The 26,566-nt window shown below is 37.7% G+C and carries 25 protein-coding genes, 14 tRNA genes, 1 rRNA gene and 1 pseudogene (1 of these 41 running past the window's edge); 6 read left to right on the top strand and 35 right to left on the bottom strand.

Annotated features, from left to right (window positions below):
* Window positions 1-181 precede the first annotated feature (181 nt).
* The 4 genes from EUBELI_RS02080 (at window position 182) to EUBELI_RS02065 (ending at window position 5,273) form a co-directional block, all read left to right on the top strand.
* Window positions 182-1,519, top strand: a complete 1,338-nt coding sequence (locus tag EUBELI_RS02080; RefSeq protein WP_012738682.1) for a CapA family protein — start codon at window positions 182-184, stop codon at window positions 1,517-1,519.
* 69 nt (window positions 1,520-1,588) lie between these two features.
* Window positions 1,589-2,596, top strand: coding sequence for a polysaccharide deacetylase family protein (locus EUBELI_RS02075; RefSeq protein WP_228003412.1), 1,008 nt, complete (start codon window positions 1,589-1,591; stop codon window positions 2,594-2,596).
* A gap of 72 nt (window positions 2,597-2,668) precedes the next feature.
* Complete coding sequence (locus EUBELI_RS02070; RefSeq protein WP_012738680.1) at window positions 2,669-3,892, top strand: iron-containing alcohol dehydrogenase; 1,224 nt, start codon at window positions 2,669-2,671, stop codon at window positions 3,890-3,892.
* 1 nt (window position 3,893) lies between these two features.
* The gene (locus tag EUBELI_RS02065) at window positions 3,894-5,273 is read left to right on the top strand and encodes an aldehyde dehydrogenase (protein WP_041687921.1); all 1,380 of its coding nucleotides are present in this window, start codon (window positions 3,894-3,896) and stop codon (window positions 5,271-5,273) included.
* Between the two features lie 72 nt (window positions 5,274-5,345).
* Here EUBELI_RS02065 and EUBELI_RS02060 read toward each other — a convergent pair whose 3' ends face one another.
* From EUBELI_RS02060 to EUBELI_RS02050, 3 genes are all read right to left on the bottom strand, one after another.
* Complete coding sequence (locus tag EUBELI_RS02060; RefSeq protein WP_041687919.1) at window positions 5,346-6,215, bottom strand: aldose 1-epimerase family protein; 870 nt, start codon at window positions 6,213-6,215, stop codon at window positions 5,346-5,348.
* Window positions 6,216-6,320: 105 nt separating this feature from the next.
* A tRNA-Leu gene (locus EUBELI_RS02055) sits at window positions 6,321-6,402 on the bottom strand.
* A 250-nt stretch (window positions 6,403-6,652) separates the two neighbouring features.
* Window positions 6,653-7,216, bottom strand: coding sequence for a tyrosine-type recombinase/integrase (locus tag EUBELI_RS02050; protein ID WP_041687917.1), 564 nt, complete (start codon window positions 7,214-7,216; stop codon window positions 6,653-6,655).
* An 83-nt stretch (window positions 7,217-7,299) separates the two neighbouring features.
* Here EUBELI_RS02050 and EUBELI_RS02045 point away from each other — a divergent pair, with 83 nt between their 5' ends.
* A complete protein-coding gene (locus tag EUBELI_RS02045; protein WP_041687916.1) occupies window positions 7,300-7,593 on the top strand; it encodes a carbon storage regulator in 294 nt (97 codons plus the stop codon).
* Between the two features lie 129 nt (window positions 7,594-7,722).
* Entirely contained in the window at window positions 7,723-9,216 is a 1,494-nt protein-coding gene (locus EUBELI_RS14790; protein WP_012738675.1) for a flagellin N-terminal helical domain-containing protein, read from the top strand.
* Between the two features lie 87 nt (window positions 9,217-9,303).
* On the opposite strand, the gene EUBELI_RS02035 is transcribed toward EUBELI_RS14790, so the two are convergent.
* From EUBELI_RS02035 to EUBELI_RS01890, 32 genes and pseudogenes are all read right to left on the bottom strand, one after another.
* Window positions 9,304-10,671, bottom strand: coding sequence for an MATE family efflux transporter (locus EUBELI_RS02035; RefSeq protein WP_012738674.1), 1,368 nt, complete (start codon window positions 10,669-10,671; stop codon window positions 9,304-9,306).
* Between the two features lie 140 nt (window positions 10,672-10,811).
* Window positions 10,812-12,047: a glycosyltransferase family protein gene (locus tag EUBELI_RS02030; protein WP_012738673.1), complete on the bottom strand. Its 1,236-nt coding sequence runs from the start codon at window positions 12,045-12,047 to the stop codon at window positions 10,812-10,814.
* A 12-nt stretch (window positions 12,048-12,059) separates the two neighbouring features.
* Window positions 12,060-12,884, bottom strand: a complete 825-nt coding sequence (locus EUBELI_RS02025) for an Mrp/NBP35 family ATP-binding protein (protein WP_012738672.1) — start codon at window positions 12,882-12,884, stop codon at window positions 12,060-12,062.
* A 12-nt stretch (window positions 12,885-12,896) separates the two neighbouring features.
* Complete coding sequence (locus tag EUBELI_RS02020) at window positions 12,897-15,167, bottom strand: GGDEF domain-containing protein (protein WP_012738671.1); 2,271 nt, start codon at window positions 15,165-15,167, stop codon at window positions 12,897-12,899.
* A 114-nt stretch (window positions 15,168-15,281) separates the two neighbouring features.
* Window positions 15,282-15,953 (bottom strand): class I SAM-dependent methyltransferase, encoded by a 672-nt coding sequence (locus EUBELI_RS02015; RefSeq protein WP_118148916.1) that lies wholly within the window; start codon window positions 15,951-15,953, stop codon window positions 15,282-15,284.
* Between the two features lie 599 nt (window positions 15,954-16,552).
* A pseudogene (locus EUBELI_RS13860) lies at window positions 16,553-16,660 on the bottom strand (IS200/IS605 family transposase); the annotation flags it as partial.
* A 113-nt stretch (window positions 16,661-16,773) separates the two neighbouring features.
* A complete protein-coding gene (locus EUBELI_RS02010; RefSeq protein ID WP_012738667.1) occupies window positions 16,774-17,238 on the bottom strand; it encodes a DUF1643 domain-containing protein in 465 nt (154 codons plus the stop codon).
* Window positions 17,228-17,581 (bottom strand): hypothetical protein, encoded by a 354-nt coding sequence (locus EUBELI_RS02005; protein WP_012738666.1) that lies wholly within the window; start codon window positions 17,579-17,581, stop codon window positions 17,228-17,230. Before EUBELI_RS02005 ends, EUBELI_RS02010 begins: the two co-directional genes overlap by 11 nt.
* A gap of 9 nt (window positions 17,582-17,590) precedes the next feature.
* Window positions 17,591-18,442, bottom strand: coding sequence for a DUF5688 family protein (locus tag EUBELI_RS02000; protein WP_012738665.1), 852 nt, complete (start codon window positions 18,440-18,442; stop codon window positions 17,591-17,593).
* Between the two features lie 156 nt (window positions 18,443-18,598).
* Window positions 18,599-19,201: a Type 1 glutamine amidotransferase-like domain-containing protein gene (locus EUBELI_RS01995; RefSeq protein WP_007888235.1), complete on the bottom strand. Its 603-nt coding sequence runs from the start codon at window positions 19,199-19,201 to the stop codon at window positions 18,599-18,601.
* 58 nt (window positions 19,202-19,259) lie between these two features.
* Window positions 19,260-19,913, bottom strand: a complete 654-nt coding sequence (locus EUBELI_RS01990) for a helix-turn-helix transcriptional regulator (RefSeq protein ID WP_012738664.1) — start codon at window positions 19,911-19,913, stop codon at window positions 19,260-19,262.
* Window positions 19,914-20,031: 118 nt separating this feature from the next.
* Entirely contained in the window at window positions 20,032-20,457 is a 426-nt protein-coding gene (locus tag EUBELI_RS01985) for a hypothetical protein (protein WP_012738663.1), read from the bottom strand.
* 29 nt (window positions 20,458-20,486) lie between these two features.
* Window positions 20,487-20,909, bottom strand: a complete 423-nt coding sequence (locus EUBELI_RS01980) for a hypothetical protein (protein ID WP_041687913.1) — start codon at window positions 20,907-20,909, stop codon at window positions 20,487-20,489.
* 203 nt (window positions 20,910-21,112) lie between these two features.
* Window positions 21,113-21,185 (bottom strand) — tRNA-Lys (locus tag EUBELI_RS01975).
* A gap of 65 nt (window positions 21,186-21,250) precedes the next feature.
* Window positions 21,251-21,323: transfer RNA gene (locus EUBELI_RS01970), tRNA-Gln, on the bottom strand.
* Window positions 21,324-21,337: 14 nt separating this feature from the next.
* Window positions 21,338-21,411: transfer RNA gene (locus EUBELI_RS01965), tRNA-His, on the bottom strand.
* A 47-nt stretch (window positions 21,412-21,458) separates the two neighbouring features.
* Window positions 21,459-21,532, bottom strand: a tRNA-Arg gene (locus EUBELI_RS01960).
* Window positions 21,533-21,536: 4 nt separating this feature from the next.
* A tRNA-Gly gene (locus tag EUBELI_RS01955) sits at window positions 21,537-21,607 on the bottom strand.
* A gap of 20 nt (window positions 21,608-21,627) precedes the next feature.
* Window positions 21,628-21,702: transfer RNA gene (locus tag EUBELI_RS01950), tRNA-Pro, on the bottom strand.
* Window positions 21,703-21,847: 145 nt separating this feature from the next.
* Window positions 21,848-22,330, bottom strand: a complete 483-nt coding sequence (locus tag EUBELI_RS01945) for a metallophosphoesterase family protein (RefSeq protein WP_041687911.1) — start codon at window positions 22,328-22,330, stop codon at window positions 21,848-21,850.
* Between the two features lie 21 nt (window positions 22,331-22,351).
* Entirely contained in the window at window positions 22,352-22,939 is a 588-nt protein-coding gene (locus EUBELI_RS01940) for an XTP/dITP diphosphatase (protein WP_012738660.1), read from the bottom strand.
* Between the two features lie 2 nt (window positions 22,940-22,941).
* Window positions 22,942-24,102 (bottom strand): THUMP domain-containing class I SAM-dependent RNA methyltransferase, encoded by a 1,161-nt coding sequence (locus EUBELI_RS01935; protein WP_012738659.1) that lies wholly within the window; start codon window positions 24,100-24,102, stop codon window positions 22,942-22,944.
* A 60-nt stretch (window positions 24,103-24,162) separates the two neighbouring features.
* A complete protein-coding gene (locus EUBELI_RS01930) occupies window positions 24,163-24,513 on the bottom strand; it encodes a rhodanese-like domain-containing protein (RefSeq protein WP_041687910.1) in 351 nt (116 codons plus the stop codon).
* A 100-nt stretch (window positions 24,514-24,613) separates the two neighbouring features.
* The gene (locus EUBELI_RS14325) at window positions 24,614-24,787 is read right to left on the bottom strand and encodes a hypothetical protein (protein ID WP_012738657.1); all 174 of its coding nucleotides are present in this window, start codon (window positions 24,785-24,787) and stop codon (window positions 24,614-24,616) included.
* Between the two features lie 144 nt (window positions 24,788-24,931).
* A tRNA-Arg gene (locus EUBELI_RS01925) sits at window positions 24,932-25,005 on the bottom strand.
* Between the two features lie 23 nt (window positions 25,006-25,028).
* Window positions 25,029-25,115 (bottom strand) — tRNA-Leu (locus tag EUBELI_RS01920).
* A gap of 39 nt (window positions 25,116-25,154) precedes the next feature.
* Window positions 25,155-25,228: transfer RNA gene (locus EUBELI_RS01915), tRNA-Asp, on the bottom strand.
* A 17-nt stretch (window positions 25,229-25,245) separates the two neighbouring features.
* Window positions 25,246-25,319 (bottom strand) — tRNA-Ile (locus EUBELI_RS01910).
* Window positions 25,320-25,323: 4 nt separating this feature from the next.
* A tRNA-Thr gene (locus EUBELI_RS01905) sits at window positions 25,324-25,395 on the bottom strand.
* A gap of 30 nt (window positions 25,396-25,425) precedes the next feature.
* Window positions 25,426-25,497 (bottom strand) — tRNA-Glu (locus EUBELI_RS01900).
* Window positions 25,498-25,560: 63 nt separating this feature from the next.
* Window positions 25,561-25,632: transfer RNA gene (locus EUBELI_RS01895), tRNA-Asn, on the bottom strand.
* Between the two features lie 110 nt (window positions 25,633-25,742).
* Window positions 25,743-26,566, bottom strand: a 23S ribosomal RNA gene (locus tag EUBELI_RS01890); it runs 2,063 nt beyond the window's last position.

Raw genomic sequence — 26,566 nt, 5'->3', positions numbered from 1 at the left:
CCGTTATAATTATATATTTCTTATTGTGGCTTATTGCCAACTTTTATAAATATACTACATTTTAATCTCTTTGTGTAGAATACTAATATTTTTCTTGAAAAATTTTGTTTCTTAATGTACCATAGTTATGCATATTTTGTCTTTTTAAGACATATATTAATAATTTTAAGGGAGATAAATTATGGCTAAGAAAACAAATGTACCTCTTAAGAGACGCAGACGCTCTGAACTTAATGTAAAACTCATTGCTATCATTGCTGCTGTACTCTTTGTTGTAACTATAAGTATCGTATTCGCTGTTATTGGCAGTCACAAAAAAGAAAATAATCCTTCTGTTGCCGATAACCAGAATAATGAGACTACTGCTGAACCCACAACAGAGGAAGAAACTACAACCAAGGTTCCTACTGTCGAAGTCGACCTTATGATGATTGGTGATATGCTTATGCATGAAGGTGTTGTAAAAAGTGGTCTTATGGATGATGAAACTTACAACTTCGACCACCTCTACACTAACATAGCTAAGGATATCAGCTCTGCAGACATAAAAATCGTTAATCAGGAAACAATCCTCGGCGGTTCTGATTTTGCTTACACAGGATATCCAACATTTAACTCACCATGGGCACTTGGTGATGCAGAAGTTAAAGCAGGCTTCAACATTATCCTTCATGCTACCAACCACACATTAGACAAAGGACTTAAGGGTGTTGAGAACTGCCTTTCATTCTGGAAGACTTATCATCCTGATACTACTGTTCTTGGTATCAACGAAACAGAGGAAGATTATGAGAATATATATGTTTATGAAAAAGAAGGCTTCAAGATAGCATTTCTTAACTACACATACGGAACTAATGGAATTCCTATTCCTGATTCCAAGCCTTATATTGTAAACATGCTTGATAAGGATAAGATTACAGCAGATGTAACTAAGGCTAAACAGCTTGCTGATATGGTTATTGTACTTCCACACTGGGGTACTGAATATGTCTACACACCAGATTCTAACCAGAATTACTGGACACAGCTTTTCTTAAGCCTTGGTGTTGATGTTGTTATCGGTACACATCCTCATGTCCTTGAGCCTGTCGAGGTAGTATCTGATACTAAGGGGCATGAAATGCTTGTATACTATTCACTTGGTAACTTCGTTTCTAATCAGGACCAGAAGCCTCGTATGATAGGCGGTATGGCTAAGATGACACTTGTTAAAGATGAAACAGGCTGTTATGTTAAGAATTACAATCTTACACCTGTCATAACACAGAAGCTTTTCGGCAAGAAAGCAATCACTACATATAAATTAAGTGATTACACAGAATCACTTGCATCAGGCAATGCAATCCGCAACGATTCCGGCTGCTCTGATTTCAGCCTTTCATACTGCCAGACTCTCGTTAAGCAGATTCTTGGCGATGATTACGATGAAAGCACAAGTGAATTAAATGTTTCACTCCATCCTGATGGCCTTGTTAAAGATACATCTGCAACAGAAAGCAGTTCTTCTGCTAAGTAATGAAAAAAGCAGTAATTTTTTAAAATGTAAAGAGATATATTGATACTAAGCATTATCCGAGGTATCAGTATGTCTCTTTTTTCTAATAAACAAATGCGCATTATATTCATATACTGCGTTATAATCATTTTAGTAATCTGCGGCATAATAACCGCAAGACATAAACAATCCTCTTCTGAAAATTCTGCAAACACATCTACAATTACCAATGAGCCACCTAAATCATCGGACAGTTCAGGTACTTTCGATAAATCAAACAACTCCGATAAATCCAGTTCATCAAATGATTCAAGCAGTTCTAATCAGTCAATTTCATCAGATTCCAACAGATTACCGCCATACAACTCATCCAATCAGGGAAACGGAATTGGCGGCGGTGCAATCATGGGCAATTGCAGCATAGGCAGCCGTAAACTTCCTATATACTGTGTTGACCTTAGTAAAAAGACTAATCTCGATACCTCCAAAAAATATGTTTCCATATCATTTGATGCCGCATGGGGCGATGAAGATACTATAAAAATTCTTGACATTCTTGATAAATATAATATCAAAACCACATTTTTCATGACCGGAGGCTGGGTTGACAGCTACCCTGATAAGGTTCTTGAAATCTATAACCGTGGTCACGACCTCGGCAATCACAGCCAGAACCATAAAGAAATGAGTAAACTTTCTGTAAATGAGCAGAAAGATGAAATCATGTCTGTTGCCAATAAAATAAAAGAAATCACCGGATATACGAGCTTCTTGTTCCGCCCGCCATACGGTGATTATAATTCAACACTTATTGATACAGTCTATGGTTGTAACTTCTATCCTATAGAATGGGATGTAGATTCCCTTGACTGGAAGGACTATGGAACAGACAACATAATTAAGACCGTGACAACACATAAAGCTCTTAAGAACGGTTCCATAATTCTTATGCACAACGGTGCTAAATATACAGCCGAAGCTCTCGAATCTGTAATAACCGGGCTGCAGTCCCAAGGCTACGAAATCGTGCCTGTATCACAGCTTATTAATACTGAAAATTTTCATATGGATGGAACCGGACTGCAGATTCCTGACTAACCCCTTGTCAATATGAACTTCGGGTATTATAATTTGGTAGTCAAAATATTTTAAATTCAAAAGAGGTGTACAATGAACATTTTCAAGAAAATATACTGCAGAAGTTTTCAGACTGTATTCAAGATTGCACTGCCATTTCTTCCATACAGGAAGCCTAAAATTGTAAGCGCGTTGTCTGACATTCCATCTGTACTTAACAAAAAGAAGAAGTCATGTCCTGTAATTATTACTGATCCCGGAATTGCAAAGCTTGGCATTCTCTCTATGCTTACAGATGTATTTGACAATGCTGGCATTGAATACCATGTTTATGATAAAACTGTAGCTAACCCTACAACTGATACCGTGGAAGAAGCACTTGCCATATATAAAGATAACAAATGTGACTGCATAATCGGCTTTGGCGGCGGTTCAAGCATGGACTGTGCCAAAGCTGTTGGTGTAAGAATTGCAAGACCTAAGACACATCTGTCTAAGCTGGGCGGAATCCTTAAGGTTCACTCAAAGCTTCCTCTGCTGGTTGCAATTCCTACAACAGCAGGAACTGGAAGTGAAACTACTCTTGCAGCCGTAATTGTAGACGCCACAACCCGCCACAAATACGCAATCAACGACTTTCCGCTTATTCCAAGATATGCAGTCCTTGACCCGAAGGTAACCCTTACACTTCCTGCTTCAATTACCGCAACTACAGGAATGGATGCACTTACACATGCCGTTGAAGCCTACATCGGAAACTCAACAACTCCGGGTACAAGAAAAGACGCACTTATGGCTACTGAATTAATATTTAACAATCTTGACAGAGCATACACTAACGGTTCTGATACAACAGCAAGAAAGAATATGCTTAAAGCTGCTTATTATGCCGGATGTGCATTCACTAAATCATATGTAGGATATGTCCATGCAATTGCACATTCTCTAGGTGGCGAATATAATGTTCCTCATGGACTTGCAAATGCAGTAATTCTCCCAATGGTTCTTGAAAGCTATGGAGAATCCATCTATACGAAGCTGCATGACCTTGCAATTGCCGCCGGTGTTGCAGATAAGGATATGCCAGATGAGACTGCTGCCAAAGCATTTATACAGGCAGTCAGAGATATGAAAGCAAGATTTAACATTGGCGATACAATTCCTGAGATTAAAGAGGCGGATATTCCTAAGCTTGCAGGGTATGCCGACAAAGAGGCTAATCCTCTCTACCCTGTTCCGGTTCTTATGGACGCTAAGACACTCGAACAATTCTACTATAAACTTATGAAAGATAATACATGTGAAAATGAGGTATGATATGGAAGCTACACAAATCAATAAACTTGTACAATCGCAGCGACATTTCTTTCTTACAGGTACAACACTTGATGTAAATGTAAGAATTGATGCCTTAAAGAAACTATATTCGGCAATTAAGAAACATGAGAATGAAATATTTGATGCTCTCTATAAAGACCTTGGCAAAAGCCAGTTTGAAAGTTATATGTGTGAAGTCGGGCTTACTCTCAGCGAGATATCTTATATGATAAAACATATAAGGACATTCAGCAGGGAGAAAAATGTTCCAACACCCCTTGCACAGTTTCATTCCAGAAGCTTTAAGAAGCCGTCACCACGCGGAGTTGTCCTTATTATGAGTCCTTGGAATTATCCATTTCTTCTGACAATGGAACCCCTTGTTGATGCAATTGCCGCAGGAAACACAGCGATTCTTAAACCAAGTGCGTACTCACCTTATGTCAGCGATGTTATATGTCTCATAATAAAAGAAATATTTGACCCTGCTTATGTATCTGTTGTAACTGGCGGAAGAGCTGAAAATAACTGTCTGCTTAATGAACATTTTGATTACATATTTTTTACAGGAAGCCAGGCTGTCGGCAAGGAAGTTATGCGCAAAGCCGCTGAATACTTAACCCCGGTAACACTTGAGCTTGGCGGAAAAAGCCCATGTATAGTAACAGAATCTGCGGACTTAAAGCTTGCTGCCAGAAGAATTGTATTCGGCAAATTCTTGAATTGCGGGCAGACATGTGTTGCGCCTGATTACATATATGTTCAGGACAGTATCAAAGACCATCTTGTGAAAGAACTTATCAACGAAACAAAGCGCCAGTTTACAGATTCTCCACTTAACAACAATGATTATGGCAAAATTGTTAATGAAAAGCATTTTAACAGGATATCAGGTCTTATCGATAATAGCAAAGTCGTTCTTGGTGGTGCATCAGATGCAGATTCTCTGCGTATTGAACCTACGATAATGGATAATGTTACATTTGACGATGCTGTGATGCAGGAAGAAATATTCGGTCCACTTATGCCAATACTTACCTTTCACTCTGTCGAGGAGGCAGTAAACACTGTCAATGCACACATGCACCCGCTTGCTCTGTATATATTCACTAAGAATAAGAAAGAAACCCGTTATGTAACCTCAAGATGCAATTACGGTGGTGGCTGTATCAATGATACAATCATTCACCTTGCAACTTCCAAGATGGGCTTTGGCGGATTCGGTGAAAGCGGCATGGGCTCATATCACGGAAAAGCCGGATTTGATACATTTTCACACTATAAGAGCATTGTAGATAAAAAATGCTGGCTTGACCTGCCTATGCGCTACCAGCCATACACAAAAACAAATAACAGTTTAATTCATATGTTTTTAAAGTAATCACTTTGCATAAAAAACAGCGCTATATTGCATACAATGGCATACGGCGCTGTTTTTATGTTAATAATGTTATTAATAAAATAAGATTGAAAATGACTTCTCGAAAACTTCTCCGGCATCAAGATGATTACTGTATTCCCTGTCCTTAAGCTCCCCTGTAAAATCTATGGCATCTGTTCTTCCATACCACGGCTCTATACATACAAATGGAACATTTTTTGATTTGCATGACCACAGACCAAATACCGGCGTATCAAACTTAACTGTAACAAAAGGCTTTTCATTTTTAACAAGACTTACCGTTCCTGCCTGACTTCCCTCAATTATAAATGCATCTTTTTCAAAGCTGTCCTCTTGTATTGTATATTCATGATTAATTAATGGCAGCTCATACTCATCCCTCGCCATTAATTGATAATCTCCTATCAGATGATATGTAATTCTGTCTGCATCAAATCTTATCTTACAGCCAGCCATGCTTGCATCATTCTCTGGTGTTACAAAAGCCGGATGACCACCTATGCTGAAATGCATCATTTCATTATCTTTATTGATTACTCTGTATACTTCTTTAATCTCATTGTCAATAAGGTGATACTCCAGCTCCAATGCAAAATCAAAAGGATATTTTTCTTTAGTGTTTTCATCGGATTCAAGTCTCATAACCAGCATATCGTCATTATGCTTAACAAGTGTGAATTCCATATCTCTTGCAAATCCGTGCTGACCCATTTCATATACTTTTCCATTATAAATGCTTTGGTTATCCTTATATTTGCCAATAAGCGGGAAAAGAACAGGTGCAACTCTTTTCCATCCTTCGGGATTGGCGTTCCACATTCTGTGTGTATTGTCAGTTTTACACAATACATCTCTTATTTCACATCCCTTAGAATCCACCGTAACTTTTAAAATGTTGTTTTCTAATACATACTCTGCCATATTGGCCTCCTTTCCGGACATGTTTTCTTTATTGTACACCACAATCTGATATTTTCCAAATCAAAAAAGCTGACACACAAAGAAGTGCATCAGCCTTAAAAAATATGCGGATAACAGGAGTTGAACCTGCACGTCTGTTGACACTAGAACCTAAATCTAGCGCGTCTGCCAATTCCGCCATATCCGCGAACATGTGCTATATTATCATATTCATGAATATGCGTCAATATTGAAACTAAATTCTTTTCTAGTATTATATCTTAAAAAAGAAGAATAATAAAAACTAAATGGATGCAACAAAATATTTCAAATTGTTGCATCCCATATTAATCATTATTTATTAACTTCATATGTTATATCGACATCGACATCAAATTCTTTAGTCTAAATTTCAATTTAATTTAAAATTAATTATTAATATATTTATAAATTCACTTTCAAAAAACATTATCTCTGTCATCCTGTTTGATTCCCAGATATCTTTTAGTAATTTCATATGACGAATGATTATATATTTCCATTAACATTGCCGGAGGCGTTCCATATTTCCATGCATAATATCCAAAAGTTTTTCTTAAGGAATGACAACTTATTCCATTCTCCATATTAAGGGCTTCCGCTACATGTGTAATTATTCTGAATGCCTGTGAACGTGACAAATGCGTTCCCTTTGTTTTTCCAGTAAAAATATAATCATTACCTGAAACACTCTTTAAACTTCCCATGTACATTTCAAATGCTTCTATAAGATTATTATTAATTGCTATTCTTGTCTCCTTTCCTGTTTTCCCTTCGCATACAACAATATGTTTCACATAATGTTTCCTATCAAAGTCATACACATTCCCCCATTTTAACTGCAACATATCACTAATTCTTAATGCAGTATTTAGTCCCATACATATCAGCATGTAATTACGAAGATTAACCTCCTTATTTAAATAATAACTACGAAAAGCTGTCAGTTCATCCAAGCTTCTGATTGGTTGAGATGTTCCCATATTATTTACCTCCATGTAATTGTTGGGATGCAACAATTTGAAATATTTTGTTGCATGGTCATGGAAAGCAAGGAGGTTTTGAAATGTTAAAGCTCACAATCAAACCCGGTGAATTTATTAATATTGGTAATGATATCCGGGTAGTGTATTCGGGCGGAACAGATGGCAACATTCATCTTCTTATTGATGCCCCCAGAGAACTTAACATTGTAAGAAGTAAGGTTCTTTCTAGGAAAAAAGACAGCTCAGAAAATAATTATCCGCATTCTGCCCCGTCTTACTATGCAGAACCTAAGCTCTCGCAGGAGACAGTCTCCAAAATCCGCCATCTTATCAAAGAGGATAAGAATACTAAAAAAAATAATACTCAGGATTAGCATGGTAATTCTGTTTATTATAAACACTAATCAAATAGTTATGTCAAGTGCATTTCTATTTAATTAACTAATGGAACGGGAACGGATTTCCTTCCATAAAAATATTATTTATACACGGAGGTATATACTATGGTAGTACAACACAATATGGCAGCTATGAATGCTAACAGAATGCTCAGCGGAGTTTCATCTGCACAGTCAAAGTCAACAGAGAAGTTATCTTCAGGTTACAGAATTAACCGTGCAGCTGATGATGCTGCAGGACTTTCAATCTCAGAAAAGATGAGAAGCCAGATCAGAGGTCTTAATAAGGCATCTGATAATGCACAGGATGGTATTTCACTTATCCAGACAGCAGAAGGTGCTTTGAATGAATCACACTCAATCCTTCAGAGAATGAGAGAGCTTTCAGTACAGGCAGCTAACGGAACTGAGACAGATGACGATAGAGAGGCAGTACAGAACGAAATCGAGCAGCTTCAGAGCGAGCTTACAAGAATCTCTGATACAACAGAGTTCAATACAATGAAGTTACTTGATGGTTCACAGTCAGGAAGCAAGGTACAGGCTTCTGTAAGTAAGAGCGCAGATGCTATGCTTACAACTGAGCCTGCAACAACAGGTAAATCAGTATCAGCAGCACTTACAAATACTGCAGATGGTACAGAGTCAACATATGCTGTAACAGTTATGGATAAAGATGGCAATGCTTCTACAACAACTGTTAAATTTACAGCTGGAGCTGATGAAGAAGCGGATGCAAATGCAATTATTAAGGCATTGAAAGATACAGATTTAGCAGATAAGTTTGACATGACATATGCTACAGGAGATAAAACAATTACATTCACTTCTAAAGAAGAAGGTGTATCATCAAATGTTGTGTTAACACAGCTGGGTACAGCTAAGGCTGCTGCTGCAACTGTAACACCAGGTACAGATGCTTATTCTAAGTTAAGTAAAGATTATGCGGCATATGATGGATCTGGTAATATTGAAGATGCAATCTTTACTGTTAATGGACAGAAATTTGCGTATGTTACAGATGCAACTAAATTAGGTGATGATTATAAGGATGTTAACTATATTGAAACAGCAGCTGCTACAATAGACCCTGCAGAAGCGGCTAAGATGGCTAAATTAATCAACTCAAAGACTGGTATTAGTGCTGAAGCAGATAAAAATGGAAATATTAGCTTAAAGGCAGGTTCATCTAATACAGGCAAGGGTATTGAACTCCAGATTGGTGCTAACGAAGGTCAGACAATGAGCTTCACTCTTGACGACATGAGCGCTGATGCACTTGGCGTAGGTGTTGGTAAAGTAGATTTAAGTAAGCAGGAAACTGCTAAGACAGCTACAACAACTATCGATGCAGCTATTAAGAAGATATCTAAGGCAAGAGGTCAGATGGGTGCCGTTCAGAACAGACTTGAGCACACAATCAACAACCTTGACACAGCTTCTGAGAATATGCAGACAGCTGAATCTCGTATCCGTGATACAGATATGGCTGAAGAAATGGTTAACTACAGCAAGAACAACATCTTAGCTCAGGCTGGACAGTCTATGCTTGCTCAGGCTAACCAGTCTAACCAGGGTGTTCTTACACTCCTTCAGTAATTATTCTGAAATAATATTTTGTTAAATTAATACCCCTGTATCAACAATTCCATGCATGTTGATACAGGGGTTTATATTTTACCGGCATTATGAATTTTTTTCTGCCATTCTCATAACTTCCTTCCATGCTGGCGAGAACAGATAATAACCTATCATTGCAAACATTCCAAAACTGAAAGAAATTGGGAAGCACAACATTACCCATGTTCCATCAAAGTATCTGTTAATAATATAGGCACTTGGAATTCTGACCGCCCAAAGCATAAGAATATTGACAATTGTAGTATAACGCACCTTTCCGGTTCCGTTTACAATAGATATTATACAGTTAAAGATAGCAAAAAACCACTGTGAAAGCAGCATGACAACAACATGCCTGCTCGCATACATCAATACCATTTCATCTGATGAAAAGAAACGTATTATAGGTTTATGTATCATTATGAAAAACAATCCACAACTTAATGTAATAAGACCTGAACACAATGGAATTCTCCAGTGTCCTTCTTTAATTCTTGAGTATTTCTTAGCACCGTAATTCTGTCCTGAAAATGTAGTGGCCGCCGAAGACAATCCGGTAATTGCTATGTTAGAGCATCCTGTAATTCTTCCTGCTACTGCACCTCCTGCCATAAATATAGCACCCTGTGAGTTATTAAAGGTCTGTAATGCAACATGTCCTAATGAATAAAGCGAATTGTTAAGACCAACAGGTAAGCCAATAGCCAGAATATCCTTCATCATTGTTCCAGAGAATCTTCTCGGCAAAAATGTAAACTGTATCTCTGGAAACTTCTTTCTTATATAAACAATACTTACAATCCATGAAATAAACATGGCAATACTTGTAGAAAGTGCTGCCCCGGCTACATCCATTCCAAAACCTGCAACAAACAATAAATCAAATACTATATTAGAAACACATGACACAACCAGAAACCATAGCGAAGCCTTGCTGTCTCCAAGTCCTCTTAAAATTCCGGCGTTCATATTATACCCCAGATTACCAAGTGTGCCTAAGAATACAACCCTTGTATAGATTAATGCGGCATTCCACACATCCTGCGGCACTTTCATAAATTCCAGAATATACGGTGCTGCAAACCATCCAAGAATTCCAATCGGAATACCTATAATATATATAAATGTTATTGAAGTTCCACATACTGAAACAACCTTTCTCGATTCCCTGGCCCCGGTATATTGTGAAATAAGAATAGACACACCTGTTCCTATTCCTAAAAAGACACATAATAATACTTCAACAGGCTGCGAACTCGTTCCTACCGCAGCTAAAGATGTATCACCACAGTATTTACCTATTACAAGTGCATCAACCGTAGTATATAACTGCTGCAAAACATTTCCAATAATAATCGGTATCGCAAACAGTATAATATTTCTCATGATATGACCTGTGGTCATATCAATCTTGCCTTTTTGTGAATTTGCCATAATATACTCCTATCATAAAATAACCTGTCTGTATCTGTTAATTATAATAATACTGTAATTGAGTTATATATTCTAGTGATTTATGGCATGGAGTACAGAAAAATTGCACACACATGTTTATTTGTATTATTCAATTCCATTTAACGAAAATACTTTTCAATCACTACAGCCCTCTCAATCCAGCTATGTCTGCCCTTACAGCATTCATACCCGCTGTCAGCGATTTCCTGCAAATGTTTTGTATCAGCTAATGCACATTTAACCTTATCCGTAATTCGTGCCGCAATACACGCATCATATCCCGACTTTTCATAGTCTCTTAAATCCTCAAGTGAATAGAACAACACATTTTCACCATCTGCAAATGTGTTCTCATAAAACAGCGAAGTATCAGTAAGTGCAACACCTCCATTAAGCATAGTATTAAACACTCTGTCGTGTGCGCCCATCTTAAACCATGGCATTACATTAAGAGAAATCTTTGCCTGACTAATCATATCAAGACACACCTTGGAATCAACACCTCCATGCTCAATTATATTCTCATGGTGGTTACATTCGATATAATTATAACCTTCGCCATAAGTATGAATCTTAAGTCCTGAATCAGCCAGTGCCCTTATTGCAAGCTCCCTGTAGTGGAATCTTACAGCAAGGTCTGCATACATCATATTAGGCATGCAGTCGACAAGCTGTTCATCTGTAATATCAGGGAATTCCCTGCGTAACGCATTTTCCGCCGCCGCATCAATCGTCTCTGACGGATTGTCTATCAGATATGACAGCACACCCTCATAGAAATCTATATACTCATCATCCATGTTATCCAGATGTTTCCTTAGTATTCTTTTCGGAGTGTAATTACCTGTAAATATAATATCTATCGGTCTTTCCTTCATTGACAGGTAATTCTTATCAGGCATTATACATCTGTTATAATTAAGCTCTGTTCCGGCTGTAAGCATATATTCAGTATGTACTTCCGGGAAAAACCTGTTCATGTATGCAACATGCATTTCATCAATATCAAGCTGGATATACTTTTCAGGGTGCTTTCGGATATATTTGTTGTAATAAAGCGGGTGATCTACAACCACATTTACAACCTTAACACCTGCCCAGTCCCAGAAATTCCAGCCATCATCACGATACAGACCGGCTTCTCCTGCTATTCCTTCAAAGTTAAATGTAAACATATACCACTCGTCTGAGCTGTGAGCCTTGAAAAATTCCACCAGTGCAGAAGAACTGGCCTGCTGTAACATTAAATTATACCAGAAAACGGAGCAGCCCATCTTCTCCCATACAGCAGCCATCTGCTCTGTAAAGAATTCTAATGTTTCTACTCCGCCTTTAAATAAAATCAATCTTTTCATTATTCTTCTCTGTTAAGCCATAATTGCATCAAATATTCCATCTAATGCAGACACATCAAGTTCCTCAGCCTTTCCTGAATCAACAAGTCCAGCTACCTTTGCGTCCATTGGAAGCTTTGCAACAGTCTTGATATCATTAGCTGCTGCCACTTCATCAATCTTACTCTTTCCGTATATATAATGGATATTACCGCAGTCTGGACATTTGAAATAAGACATATTCTCTACAATTCCAATAACCGGAATATTCATAAGCTTAGCCATATTAATTGCCTTCTCCACAATCATTGAAACAAGATCCTGTGGTGAAGTTACAATAATAATTCCGTCTATCGGCATAGACTGGAAAACTGTAAGAGGAACATCTCCTGTTCCCGGAGGACAGTCAACAAACATACAGTCTGTCTCATCCCAGTCAACATCTTCCCAGAACTGCTTAACAACTCCCGCAATAACAGGTCCTCTCCATATAACCGGGTCAGTCTCCTTTTCCATAAGAAGATTAAGTGACATAACCTTAATGCCATTCTTTGAAGTTTCAGGATACATTACAGTTCCATCTTCATTACATGTTACCCTTTCTGTAAGTCCAAAAGACTTAGGAATAGATGGTCCTGTAATATCTGCATCAAGTATTGCCGATTTCTTTCCATCCTTATTGGCTTTAACTGCCAGCATTGATGTGACAAGTGATTTACCAACACCTCCCTTGCCACTGACAACAGCTATAACCTTCTTAACTTTGCCATTATTGGCATTTCTTAATATCTGTGGTCCTTTTCTTGATTCGCAGTCTGAACTGCAGCTTGAGCAACTTCCTGAACAATTCTCGCTCATAACTTCCTCCCATTATTCATTCATGTATTTTTGTTCAAATTCTTCGACTGGTATAGGCTTTGAGAAATAATATCCCTGGAATATATGACACCCCATCTCTGTCAGCATAATAAGCTGTTTGTCTGTCTCTACTCCTTCAGTAATTACTTCCATTCCAAGCTTTCCACCAAGAGAAATAATAGTCTCCAGAATATCCTGTCCTTTAACCTCATTCTCTGTAGCACGCAGGAATGCCATATCAATCTTAAGAACATCTGCACTTATATCTTTTAACATATTCAACGAAGAATATCCACTTCCAAAATCATCAATCTCTATCTTAAATCCATAATCCCTGAGAGACTTAATTACCTCCATATTCTTCTTAAGATCAGACATAAGTGCTGTCTCGGTAATCTCTAGCTTTAACATCTTAGGTTCAATATCATATTTCTTGACAATTGATGTAATAACCTCATATACATCTATAAGATAAAAATCCTTAGTAGATATATTTACAGAGATATAATGAACCGTATCACCCTTCTTCTTCCATTCACTTAATTTAGCTGCTGCACATTCCCACATATACATGTCAAGCTTATATATAAGACCTGTAGTCTCCAGAATATCAATGAAGAAGAATGGCGACAGCAACCCTCTCTCAGGATGCTGCCAGCGCACAAGCGCCTCTGCTCCATAAGCCTTACCATGAGTATTAACCTGTGGCTGAAGAAACATTTTAAATTCTTTCTTCTCAATTGCCCCTTCAAACTCACTGATAACTCTTCTTTCTTCAAGAGTTCTCTTTAACAGCTTATCATCATAGTATGCAATATTAGTTTCATAATTATTCTTAATAGTCTCGCTCGCAATAAATGCTTTATCACACATATTACTTACAGGCTCATCAACATCTTCAATATCATAAACACCAACTACAACCCTTATCTTAAATGATGCATTGTTGAATCTGTCCTGCATACTTACAATACTATTCTGCATTATTTCATTCTTAAAACTGTCCTTCGGCATACACACAGCAAATCTGTCATTCTGGATTCTTCCACATATATAGCCACTTTCAGATGAAGCCTTGATAAGCCCCGCCTGCATTTTAATAATCTCATCACCCTTTTCGATTCCAAAAAGCTCATTAACAAGCTTAAAATCTTTAATATTGCTGCACACCAGACAATATGTGTGATTCCTGTCGTTTCTCACTACATTGGCAGTTTCCTCATAGAACTGCTCCTTATTAAGAAGTCCCGTGAGATTATCATGTGTAGCTCTGAACTTTTCATATTCTAAAAGCTCAACAGCTTCCGTACGATCATTAAATATAAAATAATCACATATAAAATTATGCTTATCATCATATACACGATTATATGAAATATCGATGCTTCTCCTCTCATCTCCCACGCTGATTGTCTGCCTGAATTTCTTATTATCATGCTCTGTCTGAGTATGAAGCCAGCTTGCATAATTATGCTCCACTTCATTAATATTATCAGTAATAGAATACATTTCTTTAACAATACCATTACAATATATACATCTTCCAGCATTATCAAAGCATATAATTCCACTATTCATATCCCTGATTATAAGTGAAAATGTATTCTCAATAAGCTCATTAGGAACATACCTGTATGTAAGATAATATATGAGTATAGACATGATGCCAAATGCAGCCATTGACATGTCATATATTGAATCAGACCACGTAGTCATTATATCAAGCAAAGATGCAGCTAATAATAATATGAGAATAGCAAAATACCTGAATCTGTAGAATCTTGACATCCTCTCAACCATTACTATATAACTTAAAATAAGCAGCAACATAATGCCATAAGCAAATACATAATGTAACCGGCCCAGAACATTACCTTTTGCAAACTGGACAATTATCTGGTCATCCGATATATATGTTATATCAAATATCCATCTCGTCCATGTATTAATCAGAAATGCAACAGTCTCAAGCAGCGAATATGCAATCATAAAAACTTTTACACCCACAATGCCCTTAAACATGCCTGTATAATACTGGGTATAATACATAAGAAGTATAAGAAGCCAGTCAAAGCTCGCCATAATAAGTCCCTTACACAGAACTGTAATGGTGGTTCCTGGAACATATGTATACACTAAAAATATTATCCCACATATAAATGCACCAAGCTCATATAAAAACACAACTCTTGCCAGTGCACCCTCTTTTTTATATGCCTTTAAAGCACACGCCCCAATCATTAAAATTACCGCCGTAATAATAAGCCCATAAAACACTCTCATAAGCGATATCTCCTAAATCAATACTAAATTTCACGTCTTGTATAAATAGTATTATAGCGCAAACTTCTTATTATTGCAAATGTAGTACAGCCAGATTCTTTTAACCAGGTTCTTTTAACTCTGATAAACAAACAGACGATTCATTCCCTCCTGCCACGGATACTCAAATTCCAGATAAATAATTTCCTTTCCAAAACGTGCAAATCTTTCTTTCCAGTAATTTGTTGTAGCCTGTCTTAGTCTCATAATATGATTCTCTTCATAAATGTTATTTCCCATATTCTCATATCCGAAACTTTCCAGTTCTTCTTTTGAATAATACGGATTCATTTTAATAAACCAATATCCACCAGGCTTCAATACCCGTTCTAAATCTTCAACTACCTCCTTTGACACATCTTTGGGCATTACATCCAACACATTTGATAATATCACTCCATCAAATGAATTTTCTTCTAATTGCTTTACCGTATGGTCTGTACCTTCAAGAAAAGTTGCCGTTTTATAATCACTTAATCTTGCTGTTTCAGTTGCAAATTCAATGCCCGTTTTTGAAGCATCAATTCCTAAAACTTTGTGTGTAGGCTGATACTGCAAATATTGAAAAGAAATATCTCCTGTACCACAGCCAAAATCTAATACATTTGTTGTTTTTTGTGCAAACAGCTTTAACGCTTCGTCAAACATTGTTTCAACTTGTAAATCTAAAGTTCTTAAATCCACAGGTGTACATTCCTTAAATACCTGATTCCACATTTCTGTTTCTCGCTCATATGCCTTGTTCATAATACTGCCATCTCCTTTTATTCTCACACATGCTGCACAGTAGGACCGCCCTTATCAAATTCATTTAATCATGTTCTTTAATATATTGAACTGCCTTTTTGTCACTCTTTGATTTTTCGTGTTTTATTATGCCCATTGCTCTTTCTTTATCCATAGATTGTACCATTTTTGAATCCTCCTTTAGTAATGTGTCAAGAAAAATATCGAATTGCCAAACTCCTCTTGTGTTAATTGATTTTCTTTCCGAATGTTCAATATTTGATTTCCTATATTCATAATATTACGACCTCCTTTCAATAATATTATCCGAAAAATAATGTTCAAAATAAAGCAATCATCACATTACATTGCATATATAGTTACGCAAAGATTCTTTGACATGTGCTTTTCTCTATAAATTACAATTCATTTTACCCATTTTAACACAAAACTCAACCAAGTTAGAACTTCCATTTACAATCATTCTACTCTTCCATGACACCAAGCGACATAAAAGTGCCCAACCTGTCCAAAAACATTCCCAGTGTTTATGCAGGTTTTCAAAATCACAATAATTAATACATGGAAATCTGATCATATTCCAGATCTTCCTGCATCTAATTTTTTTCATACTCTTCATTTTTCTTTGCATTCTTACCTACTGTGTCGACATAATATCCTCTGCACCAGAAATGTCTATCACCATACTTATACTTCAAATTTGCATATCCATTTTTTGTGTGTTGCACCAGCTTCCACGATTTTGCTGACATCAGCAAAATCGTCCAAAACATCATGTCCACTATTTTTACATACAATCATTGCACGTTTTATTACTTTTTCAAAATTTCGCCACTGAACTTATCTGATATACTCTGTCCTTAGCCTTACTATTACTGATAGCTTCGAGCAGATTTTTCTTTAAAGTATTAGTAGTCTTATTACTGCTGTGTGAACTGCCATATGCAATTATCAGCTTGTATTCTCCTGCAGTATTGACAGCCTGTGTAATGTACTCAAAGTTTTCCTTGTCATATGTCAGCTGTGATGTAGTAGGCTTTCTGTCAAACACTTCTGAATACAGGTTCATAATCCTTACCTCATTTAATCCAAGTTCTTTCATATGATTAATCAGATGTAACTGTGTACTGTCAATCTTTGTAATGTTATCTCCATCAACTGTCGGATACAGACCTATAAGAATTGCTTTGTCACCTTTAAACCCGTCTATCGTTTTCTTAATCTCATATGTATGATTTCCCTGATAGACAACTTCTGTTATCAACTGTTCTTTCTTACTTTCCATAGAAAACCTCCTTAGTCTTACATTTGTAAAAGAATCCCCAGTAAGCGTCTGTACCTATGAATGCCCTTATATGCCACTCAGAACCATTTTCTTCACATATCAGGTCGTCAAACTCATAGTCTCCTTCAATCAGGTTATACTCCCTGAGACAATCCTTGTATGTATCACTGTCTATACCATCATCATCCGTCAGTATATAGAAGTTTCCACATGCACCATCTTCAAAACATTCTTCTACAAGTCCAATGTGATACTTTGCATTATCTATCACCTTCTGTGGAATGCCTGCACAAGCCTGTATAACCTCTTGGAGCTCTTTTTCACTCCTAAATGTATATTTCATGTCAGCCTCCTATTCCACAATGCTTACAGCGTCATTTACGGCGTTATAGTAATACAGATTGTCAGACAGTACATCTTCCTTCTCCAAGCTCTCTCTATTAGCTTCTTTAATCATTTGCTTAACATAGCCACAATTTACATATTCCTTATCCATTACCAAAAGCAGAAATTCATGTACAGAAGACGGAATCATGTAAACACCATCCATATTTTTCTCTATACAGAAATTCTTCAACACATCTGGATACAAGATACATGAAGCCCCAAAATGCTTTTTGAAATTAGTCAATACAAAAATAGTCTCAGGAGTGTTGCTGACATCTTCCTGAGACTGATTATCTATCTTTGATACAATATCCGTAAGCGACATGATACTCGGAGCATAGAGTTTCTGAGTATTCTTAGTCGCAAATGTATACAAATCATTTTCCGTAACTCCCAAATGCTCTATCAATGCATTTGTAACATCTGATGAAGCCGTAGCATTGAAATCAATATCAATGATTAGCTTATATGTAATGGCTAAATCCGTACCTTTCAATAGCCTGTAAGGTATAGTCTTTAGTCTGCTCTTATTAGAATCAGCATTCACCAATGTATAGACAATCCTGTCTTTTAGCTTCTCCAAATTGATTTCACAATCAAACTTAGGAAACAGGCTTCTATTAATCACAGCTACAATCTCGTCAACTGATTCACTAGTCCAGTAACATATCTTTGCAACATTCATGTCTTTTCTCCTGACCTGAATTCCTTTCAGTTTTGTGTCATTGTTCTTCATAACTTCAACCCTTTTCACCTCATATTCTTCTCCAAGTTTTTTCTGCACTTCATTAATCACATCATTCATTTTGTCATCCATAGTAACCTCCTATAAATAAAATAAGAGCAAGCACCAAGGTTGTTTATAGCCTTAGTACTTGCTCTGTTTCTTTGTATCAAAGTTATTATATATAGTTTAAAGTTGGTGATTTACAGGTGATTTATAAGATGTAATCTATAAACTTGAATTTTCAAATTAGTCTTTGCAAATAACCTTTGAATCTTCACCATCAATTACAATTCCCTGACGGTTGTTAATTGGGCATAGATTCAAATCCGAAAACTCAGTCATTATTTTCTCGGTAACTTTCTTAAATGGTGCTGTAAGATAATGCGGAAGAACATAGAAATCAATCAAATCAATCCCTGCATCATCTTCTTGTGAGTAGTCCTCCGGCTTTTCATCCATTTGCTCGATATATTGGATGCTTGGAGCGCATATAATTGCGCCTGCCGACTCGCCGATCATCAATTTTCCATTTGCCAATTCCTTTTTCAGCAGTCCATCAGTTCCCGTTTTACGGAGCTGGTCCATAAGAAAGAAAGAATTTCCGCCGGTAAAATATATCACATCTGCTTCTTCAAAAACAGACTGTATCGTTGAATAAGCCTCCGTTGAAATATCAATTTCAGTTACGATTGCTCCCAACTTTTTGAATAATTTTCGAGCCGAGCCGACATAACCGGTGTAGCCTTCACGCAGTGAAGCTGTTGGAATAAATGCGACTTTCTTATTTTCAATTTCTTCCTTTATCAGACTTCCTACACTTGAAAAGTGCGAACATAAAAATAGTTTCATCAATATTCTCCTTTATAAATCCCGATTTTCTTTATTCTACAAACTTGAATTTTTCTTGTTACTTATTTTTTTGATTGTGGCGCTTCTTATTCCACAGTGAACCTACCAACATACCGATTGCAGCGATTATTGCTCCGGCTACAATCATTCCCAAGTCAGGGGCATTCAGTTTGTTAAAAGCAATGTTGTTTGCCATTTTGAATGTGCCATATTCAGCAAGCATATACATTACGCCAAAGAAAAGAGTGAATGCCCATTTTCCTTTTCCCCAAAAGTTATTTTTACCAATAACAATAGATACAATAAATGTGGATATAGGAAGAATAAACCAAAGAAACATCAAACTGTAACCCATAGCGTCGCTTCCACTTGTAAAAAACCAGAACACTATCATTGCAAACGCCCAAATCAAGAGATAGGAGAGAATCGTAATAATCTTGTTTCTGTTGGCATTGCTTTTCACAACATTCGTACTTTCTTCAAGATAATCATAATAGCTTTTCATTTTTTGTTCTCCTTTCAATAGATAGTCAAGAGAAACATCGTAGCATTCGCTCATTTTAATGACGCTGATAATATCTGGATAGGATTTTTCATTTTCCCAATTTGAGATGGTCTGACGACTCACACCCAACAATTCGGCAACCTGTTCTTGCGTCAGCTTTTTTTCAATTCGGGCTGCCTTGATTTTGCATCCAATATCATGCTCCATGCCACTATACCTCCTTGCACTTTTATTGTAGGAAAAACACTCACTATTGTCTACAAAATAGCTTTGACATCACTTATTATGCGTGTCAAAATCCTTTTACATCTGCCAAATTCCGAATCTATGCCTTTCTCTTAAGTGATTTAAAAAATAATCCACTCACAATCAACATCAGCACAGCCTGAACATCTGAAGCAATCAACTGTCCTATTGCAGCTACAGGAATAGGTTGCAATGGCCATGGTTCAACAAATGAAGCAAGGCAAGCCCTAAAAACCCAAACCACTGTAAGAAAGAAATAAAAGTAGATTACTTCCCGATTCATTGCCAATGCTCTTTTGCCTAGCATGATAAGCAGCACACTTAATCCAAACAGCAATAATGAAAAGCAGTAATTGGTGTAATCAATCCCTACTATAAGATTCTCATACTGCATTGGAAGATAGTCATACCATTGAAACATCCATGGAACAAAGAAATGCCATAGTCCAACCAAAGCGCTAATTACAACTGTAATAAAATATAAGATGCGTATTCCTTTTTTCAAAACAATCCTCCTACATACTTCGATTTGTATTATTGGTTATTATATTTGGCGGCTTGTTCTTTCCAGTATGCCATAATATTTTCAACCATTGTAATACACTCATTTTTAGCAGTAGTTTCATTATATTCTTGCATATTGCTGAAAATATGTCCGCATGGTTCTAAATCATCATCTTCAAAACCACCACAAACGCCAACAAGCCATTTACCAAGCAACGACGCTTTGAATTTGAAAATGTAATAATGCATTTCATTAAAATCAAATTCACCTGCACATTCAATTTTGAAAGGCTTTTTTCCTAATTCATGAGGGTCAGATAACCATTCAATCATTGCTGTTTGTGCTGCGTATAGCTGTTCCTTATTCATTTCCATATACCTCCAAAAATTCCGATTTGTTTTACCCATTTTAACATAAAACTCACCCAAGTTAAAACTACAATTATCAATCATTCTACTCCCCCTGACACCAAGTGCCACAAAAGTGCCCAACTTGCTCACAAACATTCCCAGTGTTTATGCGGGTTTTCAAAATCACAATAATTAATACATGGAAATAATAAAGAATGAATTTCTTCTCAAGACGCCCGTTCCCCTCCTAGTCACCAGGCACGAAAAGAAAAAAGGGAATGGTTTTTCAACCATTCCCATCTTAATGAGCCCACCGGGGTTCGAACCCGGGACACCTAGATTAAAAGTCTAGTGCTCTACCAACTGAGCTATGAGCCCTCAATGTATACAATTATGAGTAACAATCTATATCAAACATCCAGCCTCGGATTATAACTACCGAGCTGGGCTAGCTGGATTCGAACCAGCGTAATGCAGGGATCAAAACCCTGTGCCTTACCGCTTGGCGATAGCCCAAGAAATAAAAAAAGGGTGGGTACAGGGATTCGAACCCTGGACCTTCAGAGCCACAATCTGACGCGCTGACCAGCTGTGCTATACCCACCATAATGCAAAAGTCATAAGCTACTGGCCATGACTCATAAAAAAAAGTGTGCCCGGGGGGATTCGAACCCTCGACCCACGGCTTAGAAGGCCGTTGCTCTATCCAGCTGAGCTACGAACACACAAAGCGGGTGATGGGAATCGAACCCACGTATCTAGCTTGGAAGGCTAGTGTTCTACCATTGAACTACACCCGCATAATTATTAAGTTGTAAAGTCGGGGTGACAGGATTCGAACCTGCGACCTCTTGATCCCAAATCAAGCGCTCTAGCCAAGCTGAGCCACACCCCGTTTTTGTTTCTTGCGTTTGCTCTGTTCCGCAACGCAAGAATGATTATATTATAAGGTGTACTATCTGTCAACACTTTTTTTGAAATTTTTTCAATTTTTTTCAAAATTCTTTCTACAAGTCTGTAAACCCGCATATTTACTGGATTTATACATACTTTAAATTAAAAGACATTTCACCATTATCATCAATTTCAAGCATAATATATGTACATCTTTTATCTGCCTGACGAGGATATGATATGCTTCCAGGATTAATGAATGTAAGTTCATCTTCTATCTGTATCAATGGTCTGTGAGTATGTCCAAACATAACTATATCTATTCCTCTTGCTATACACTCTTCCCTGAGAGTCTGCAAATCAAGAGAAACATAATAATAATGGCCGTGTGTCAAAAGTACTTTTTTCCCTGCAAGTTCTATCTCACGTTCTCTTGGAAGAGGTGAAAAGAAATCATTATTACCCGGTACCATTATTGTTTCACCCCCGGCAAGCTCCTGTATTATATCTTCTTCCCCTTCGATATCACCAAGATGAATAAGTAAATCGAATGGCTGCTCATTATATATTGCCTCTGCCAGATTACCGTGTCTTCTATGTGAATCGCTAACAATCATTATCCTCTGCATAAAACCTCCAGAATGAGCCAATTAGAGGCACTCATCCAGTTCTTTCTTTATAAGTTCAAGTGCCTTACCTCTGTGGCTTATCTTATTCTTCTCTTCAGGATCAAGCTGTGCTGATGTTTTACCATATTCGGGCAGATAAACTATAGGGTCATAGCCAAAACCATTGTCTCCGACGATTTCCTTGCTTATAAGTCCCTCCATTGTGCCTCTCTTAACAATTTCCTTTCCATCAGGAAAACACACTGCTATAGCACATACAAACCTGCCGCTTCTGTCCTGCCCTTCAACACCCTCAAGTCGTTTAATAAGAGAAGCATTTTTAATATCATATGATGTATCATGTCCCATATATCTGGCAGAATACACGCCAGGCTCTTTATTAAGATAATCAATCTCCAGTCCTGAATCATCTGCCATTGTAAGCTGTCCTGTAAGTTTGCATACAGCTCTTGCCTTAATCAGCGCATTTTCTTCAAATGTAGTACCATTTTCCTCCACATCAAGGTCAATTCCAGCATCCTTAAGAGAGATAACATTATACCCTTTAAGAATCTCTTTAACTTCCTTAACCTTGTCCTTATTATTAGACGCTAAAATAATAGTAGTCATAATTATCTTTCCTGTCCCTTCTCTTTCTTAGGCGGCTTTGGTCCCTGGAATGAGTAAAAATATGTCTTTAACATTCCATTATATATCTTTCTATTCTTATCCGGCTTTCTGCCAAAATATTTGACAGCATCCTCATATGAAGTAATCATATAGGCTGACCATGAATCTAATTTTGCAAACTGTCGTCCAAATGCAGAATATATTCCTGGAAGTGTCTCCTTGTCCTCAAGTCTTTCACCATAAGGCGGATTAGTTATAATAAAACCGTATTTCTTATGATGGCTTAGGTCTGCCACGCTTCTTTCCTGAAAATGTATTAACTTCTCTACTCCGGCATTCTCCGCATTACTTCTTGCTTTCCTTATAACATCTGCGTCAATATCAAATCCCTGGATATCCGTTTCAATATCAAGATTAATCATATCCTCGGCTTCATCAACAGCATCATACCACAATTGCTTGTCAATTATGTTAGTCCACTTCTGTGCAGTAAACTTACGATTCATTCCCGGTGCAATATTAGCTGCTATCATAGCTGCTTCAATTGGAAATGTGCCACTTCCGCAGAATGGATCAACAAGAATTCTGTCGCCTCTCCACGGCGTAAGCATAATAAGCGCCGCTGCAAGTGTCTCAGATATAGGAGCTTTTCCAGCTGCCGGTCTATATCCTCTCTTATGAAGTGAATCACCTGATGTGTCAAGTGCAATAGTCACAATATCCTTCATAATAGTTACTCTTATAGGATAAGAATCACCATCTTCCTCAAACCATCCAATTCTATAATGTTCTTTAAGTCTCTCTACAATTGCTTTCTTAACAATTGACTGGATATCAGAACTGCTGAACAGTTTACTGTTAACAGAATTAGCTTTTGTTACCCAGAACTTGCCATTCTTAGGTATATAATTCTCCCACTCAAGAGCTTTAGTATTGTCAAACAGCTCTGTAAATGTCTCAGCCTTAAATTGACCCACTTTAATCAAAATACGCTCTGTAGTCCTTAAATTTATATTAGCACGGCATATGGCCTCAGAATCACCTACAAAAGTGACCTTTCCATCCTCTACCGATGATATATCATATCCAAGATCATATATCTCCCTTTTTAATACTGATTCCAGACCAAAATGGCAGGGAGCAATTAATTCATATGTATTCATATATCCTCCAAATGTACATTTATATATATATTAATGCCTACGCAAATGAGTGTCAATCCGTTAATTGATTACACACATTCCTTTATATGCCTCAAATCCTCCTACAACTGTCTTGCATATATATCCAAGCCCAGACATCTTTTCGCATATAACAAGACTCATAGCACCTTTATCGCAATAAAATATGTATATTTTTTCCTTATTACCAAATATTTTTCTAAATTCACAAGAAATCTTTCCGCGTTTATATATATTATTTATATCATCAATCAACCTATTATATTCATAATGTATTGCTCCTTTTATCCTCGAATGTAAAAATTTTTCTTTCAATCTTATATCAATTATTGTTACATATGGATCATTTACATAATAATCTATTTTTCTTGAACTTATCATTTCACATGACATAGTTTACCCACACAATATAGAATTTAATATATTATACTTTAATTAGTATTTTTTATTACCATTTTGTTATGTAAGGCCGCATATGCGACCTATATTCTGACTAATAGCAGTCAGACTCATCAGAACCTGATGTCTTATTCTTGGAATTCTTAGATGACTGATTCTTGCTGTTTGTTGAATCAGTTTCATTATAAGAATTTCTTGAGTTTGTTGAATTGCTGGAATTAGTAGAATTCTTTGAATTTGTTGAGTTTTTAGATGTGTTCTTTGACATAATATCAACCTCCATAAATATTTTTACATTAATGTAGTATTGCTATTTTGTCTTATTTTATTCATAGATGAAAATGCTTTCAAATATTGTTTCAATTATTTTCGTAAAAATAAAAAAACCTTGCATAGTTGCAAGGTTAATAAATGTACGTGACAAGATTCGAACTCGCGACCTTCTGGTCCGTAGCCAGACGCTCTATCCAGCTGAGCTACACGTACTTCCTAAACACTTTCGTGTTTAGTGCCGGCAACGGGAATCGAACCCGTATGGGAGTATAAGTCCCGCAGGATTTTAAGTCCTGTGCGTCTGCCAGTTCCGCCACACCGGCTTGGTGTATTATTAATTATCGCCATCATAATGATAGCAGCGACCCGGATGGGGTTCGAACCCACGACCTCCGCCGTGACAGGGCGGCGCTCTAACCAGCTGAGCCACCAGGCCATAACGAGTAGAACAAGTGGACCTTCGGGGACTCGAACCCAGGACCGACCGGTTATGAGCCGGTTGCTCTAACCAACTGAGCTAAAGGTCCAAAAAGCCGACTGTCGGAGTCGAACCAACAACCTGCTGATTACAAATCAGCTGCTCTGCCATTGAGCCAAGTCGGCAATTTGAATTCCCTTTTATGTTCTACTCTATGACTCCAAGGGGATTTGAACCCCTGATACCACCGTGAAAGGGTGGTGTCTTAACCGCTTGACCATGGAGCCGTATAAAAAAATATAAGAATGAATTGGAACAATTATCCTATTGTCCTATATCCATTCTTATAACTCCCCGAGTAGGGCTCGAACCTACAACAACTCGGTTAACAGCCGAGTGCTCTACCATTGAGCTATCGAGGATTATAAAATTGAAAGATTGCTCTTTCAAAACTGCACATTAAAATTCTTTCATCCGATTACTCTTAAGAATAACTCTCTTTGTTCTATCCAAACCGTCTTAACCTTTTCTCTTGGTTAAGCCCTCGACCTATTAGTACAGATCAGCTCCATATGTCACCACACTTCCACCTTCTGCCTATCTACCTCGTCGTCTTCAAGGGGTCTTACTAACTTATGTTATGGGATATCTCATCTTGAGGGGGGCTTCACGCTTAGATGCCTTCAGCGTTTATCCCGTCCCGACTTGGCTACCCGGCTATGCATTTGGCAATGCAACCGGTGCACCAGAGGTCAGTCCATCCCGGTCCTCTCGTACTAAGGACAGCTCCTCTCAGATATCCTACGCCCACGCCGGATAGGGACCGAACTGTCTCACGACGTTCTGAACCCAGCTCGCGTACCGCTTTAATGGGCGAACAGCCCAACCCTTGGGACCTACTACAGCCCCAGGATGCGATGAGCCGACATCGAGGTGCCAAACCACTCCGTCGATGTGAACTCTTGGGAGTGATAAGCCTGTTATCCCCAGGGTAGCTTTTATCCGTTGAGCGATGGCAATCCCACTTTCATACCACCGGATCACTAAGTCCTACTTTCGTACCTGCTCCACCCGTCGGTGTCGCAGTCAAGCTCCCTTCTGCCTTTGCGCTCTTCGAATGGTTTCCAACCATTCTGAGGGAACCTTTGAGCGCCTCCGATACTCTTTCGGAGGCGACCGCCCCAGTCAAACTCCCCACCAGACATTGTCCCCCAGCCGGGTCACGGCTGCAGGTTAGAAGCCCAGTACTGCAGGGGTGGTATCCCAACATCGACTCTGATGCATCTGGCGACACATCTTCTCAGTCTCCCACCTATCCTGTACATGCAATACCGAACCCCAGTATCAAGCTAGAGT

The sequence above is a fragment of the [Eubacterium] eligens ATCC 27750 genome (assembly GCF_000146185.1).
In the GTDB taxonomy this organism is placed as follows: Bacteria; Bacillota; Clostridia; order Lachnospirales; family Lachnospiraceae; genus Lachnospira; species Lachnospira eligens.
Note: the sequence above shows the minus strand (reverse complement) of the source record. Positions and strands in the feature narration are given on the sequence as shown.

Excerpts from the sequence above, each read along its gene's own strand:
- EUBELI_RS02080 (WP_012738682.1), top strand. The coding sequence starts at position 182 with ATGGCTAAGAAAACAAATGTACCTCTTAAGAGACGCAGACGCTCTGAA.
- EUBELI_RS02075 (WP_228003412.1), top strand. The coding sequence starts at position 1,589 with ATGTCTCTTTTTTCTAATAAACAAATGCGCATTATATTCATATACTGC.
- EUBELI_RS02070 (WP_012738680.1), top strand. The coding sequence starts at position 2,669 with ATGAACATTTTCAAGAAAATATACTGCAGAAGTTTTCAGACTGTATTC.
- EUBELI_RS02065 (WP_041687921.1), top strand. The coding sequence starts at position 3,894 with ATGGAAGCTACACAAATCAATAAACTTGTACAATCGCAGCGACATTTC.
- EUBELI_RS02060 (WP_041687919.1), bottom strand. The coding sequence starts at position 6,215 with ATGGCAGAGTATGTATTAGAAAACAACATTTTAAAAGTTACGGTGGAT.
- EUBELI_RS02050 (WP_041687917.1), bottom strand. The coding sequence starts at position 7,216 with ATGGGAACATCTCAACCAATCAGAAGCTTGGATGAACTGACAGCTTTT.
- EUBELI_RS02045 (WP_041687916.1), top strand. The coding sequence starts at position 7,300 with ATGTTAAAGCTCACAATCAAACCCGGTGAATTTATTAATATTGGTAAT.
- EUBELI_RS14790 (WP_012738675.1), top strand. The coding sequence starts at position 7,723 with ATGGTAGTACAACACAATATGGCAGCTATGAATGCTAACAGAATGCTC.
- EUBELI_RS02035 (WP_012738674.1), bottom strand. The coding sequence starts at position 10,671 with ATGGCAAATTCACAAAAAGGCAAGATTGATATGACCACAGGTCATATC.
- EUBELI_RS02030 (WP_012738673.1), bottom strand. The coding sequence starts at position 12,047 with ATGAAAAGATTGATTTTATTTAAAGGCGGAGTAGAAACATTAGAATTC.
- EUBELI_RS02025 (WP_012738672.1), bottom strand. The coding sequence starts at position 12,884 with ATGAGCGAGAATTGTTCAGGAAGTTGCTCAAGCTGCAGTTCAGACTGC.
- EUBELI_RS02020 (WP_012738671.1), bottom strand. The coding sequence starts at position 15,167 with ATGAGAGTGTTTTATGGGCTTATTATTACGGCGGTAATTTTAATGATT.
- EUBELI_RS02015 (WP_118148916.1), bottom strand. The coding sequence starts at position 15,953 with ATGAACAAGGCATATGAGCGAGAAACAGAAATGTGGAATCAGGTATTT.
- EUBELI_RS02010 (WP_012738667.1), bottom strand. The coding sequence starts at position 17,238 with ATGGAAAGTAAGAAAGAACAGTTGATAACAGAAGTTGTCTATCAGGGA.
- EUBELI_RS02005 (WP_012738666.1), bottom strand. The coding sequence starts at position 17,581 with ATGAAATATACATTTAGGAGTGAAAAAGAGCTCCAAGAGGTTATACAG.
- EUBELI_RS02000 (WP_012738665.1), bottom strand. The coding sequence starts at position 18,442 with ATGGATGACAAAATGAATGATGTGATTAATGAAGTGCAGAAAAAACTT.
- EUBELI_RS01995 (WP_007888235.1), bottom strand. The coding sequence starts at position 19,201 with ATGAAACTATTTTTATGTTCGCACTTTTCAAGTGTAGGAAGTCTGATA.
- EUBELI_RS01990 (WP_012738664.1), bottom strand. The coding sequence starts at position 19,913 with ATGGAGCATGATATTGGATGCAAAATCAAGGCAGCCCGAATTGAAAAA.
- EUBELI_RS01980 (WP_041687913.1), bottom strand. The coding sequence starts at position 20,909 with ATGATTGATAATTGTAGTTTTAACTTGGGTGAGTTTTATGTTAAAATG.
- EUBELI_RS01945 (WP_041687911.1), bottom strand. The coding sequence starts at position 22,330 with ATGCAGAGGATAATGATTGTTAGCGATTCACATAGAAGACACGGTAAT.
- EUBELI_RS01940 (WP_012738660.1), bottom strand. The coding sequence starts at position 22,939 with ATGACTACTATTATTTTAGCGTCTAATAATAAGGACAAGGTTAAGGAA.
- EUBELI_RS01935 (WP_012738659.1), bottom strand. The coding sequence starts at position 24,102 with ATGAATACATATGAATTAATTGCTCCCTGCCATTTTGGTCTGGAATCA.
- EUBELI_RS01930 (WP_041687910.1), bottom strand. The coding sequence starts at position 24,513 with ATGTCATGTGAAATGATAAGTTCAAGAAAAATAGATTATTATGTAAAT.
- EUBELI_RS14325 (WP_012738657.1), bottom strand. The coding sequence starts at position 24,787 with ATGTCAAAGAACACATCTAAAAACTCAACAAATTCAAAGAATTCTACT.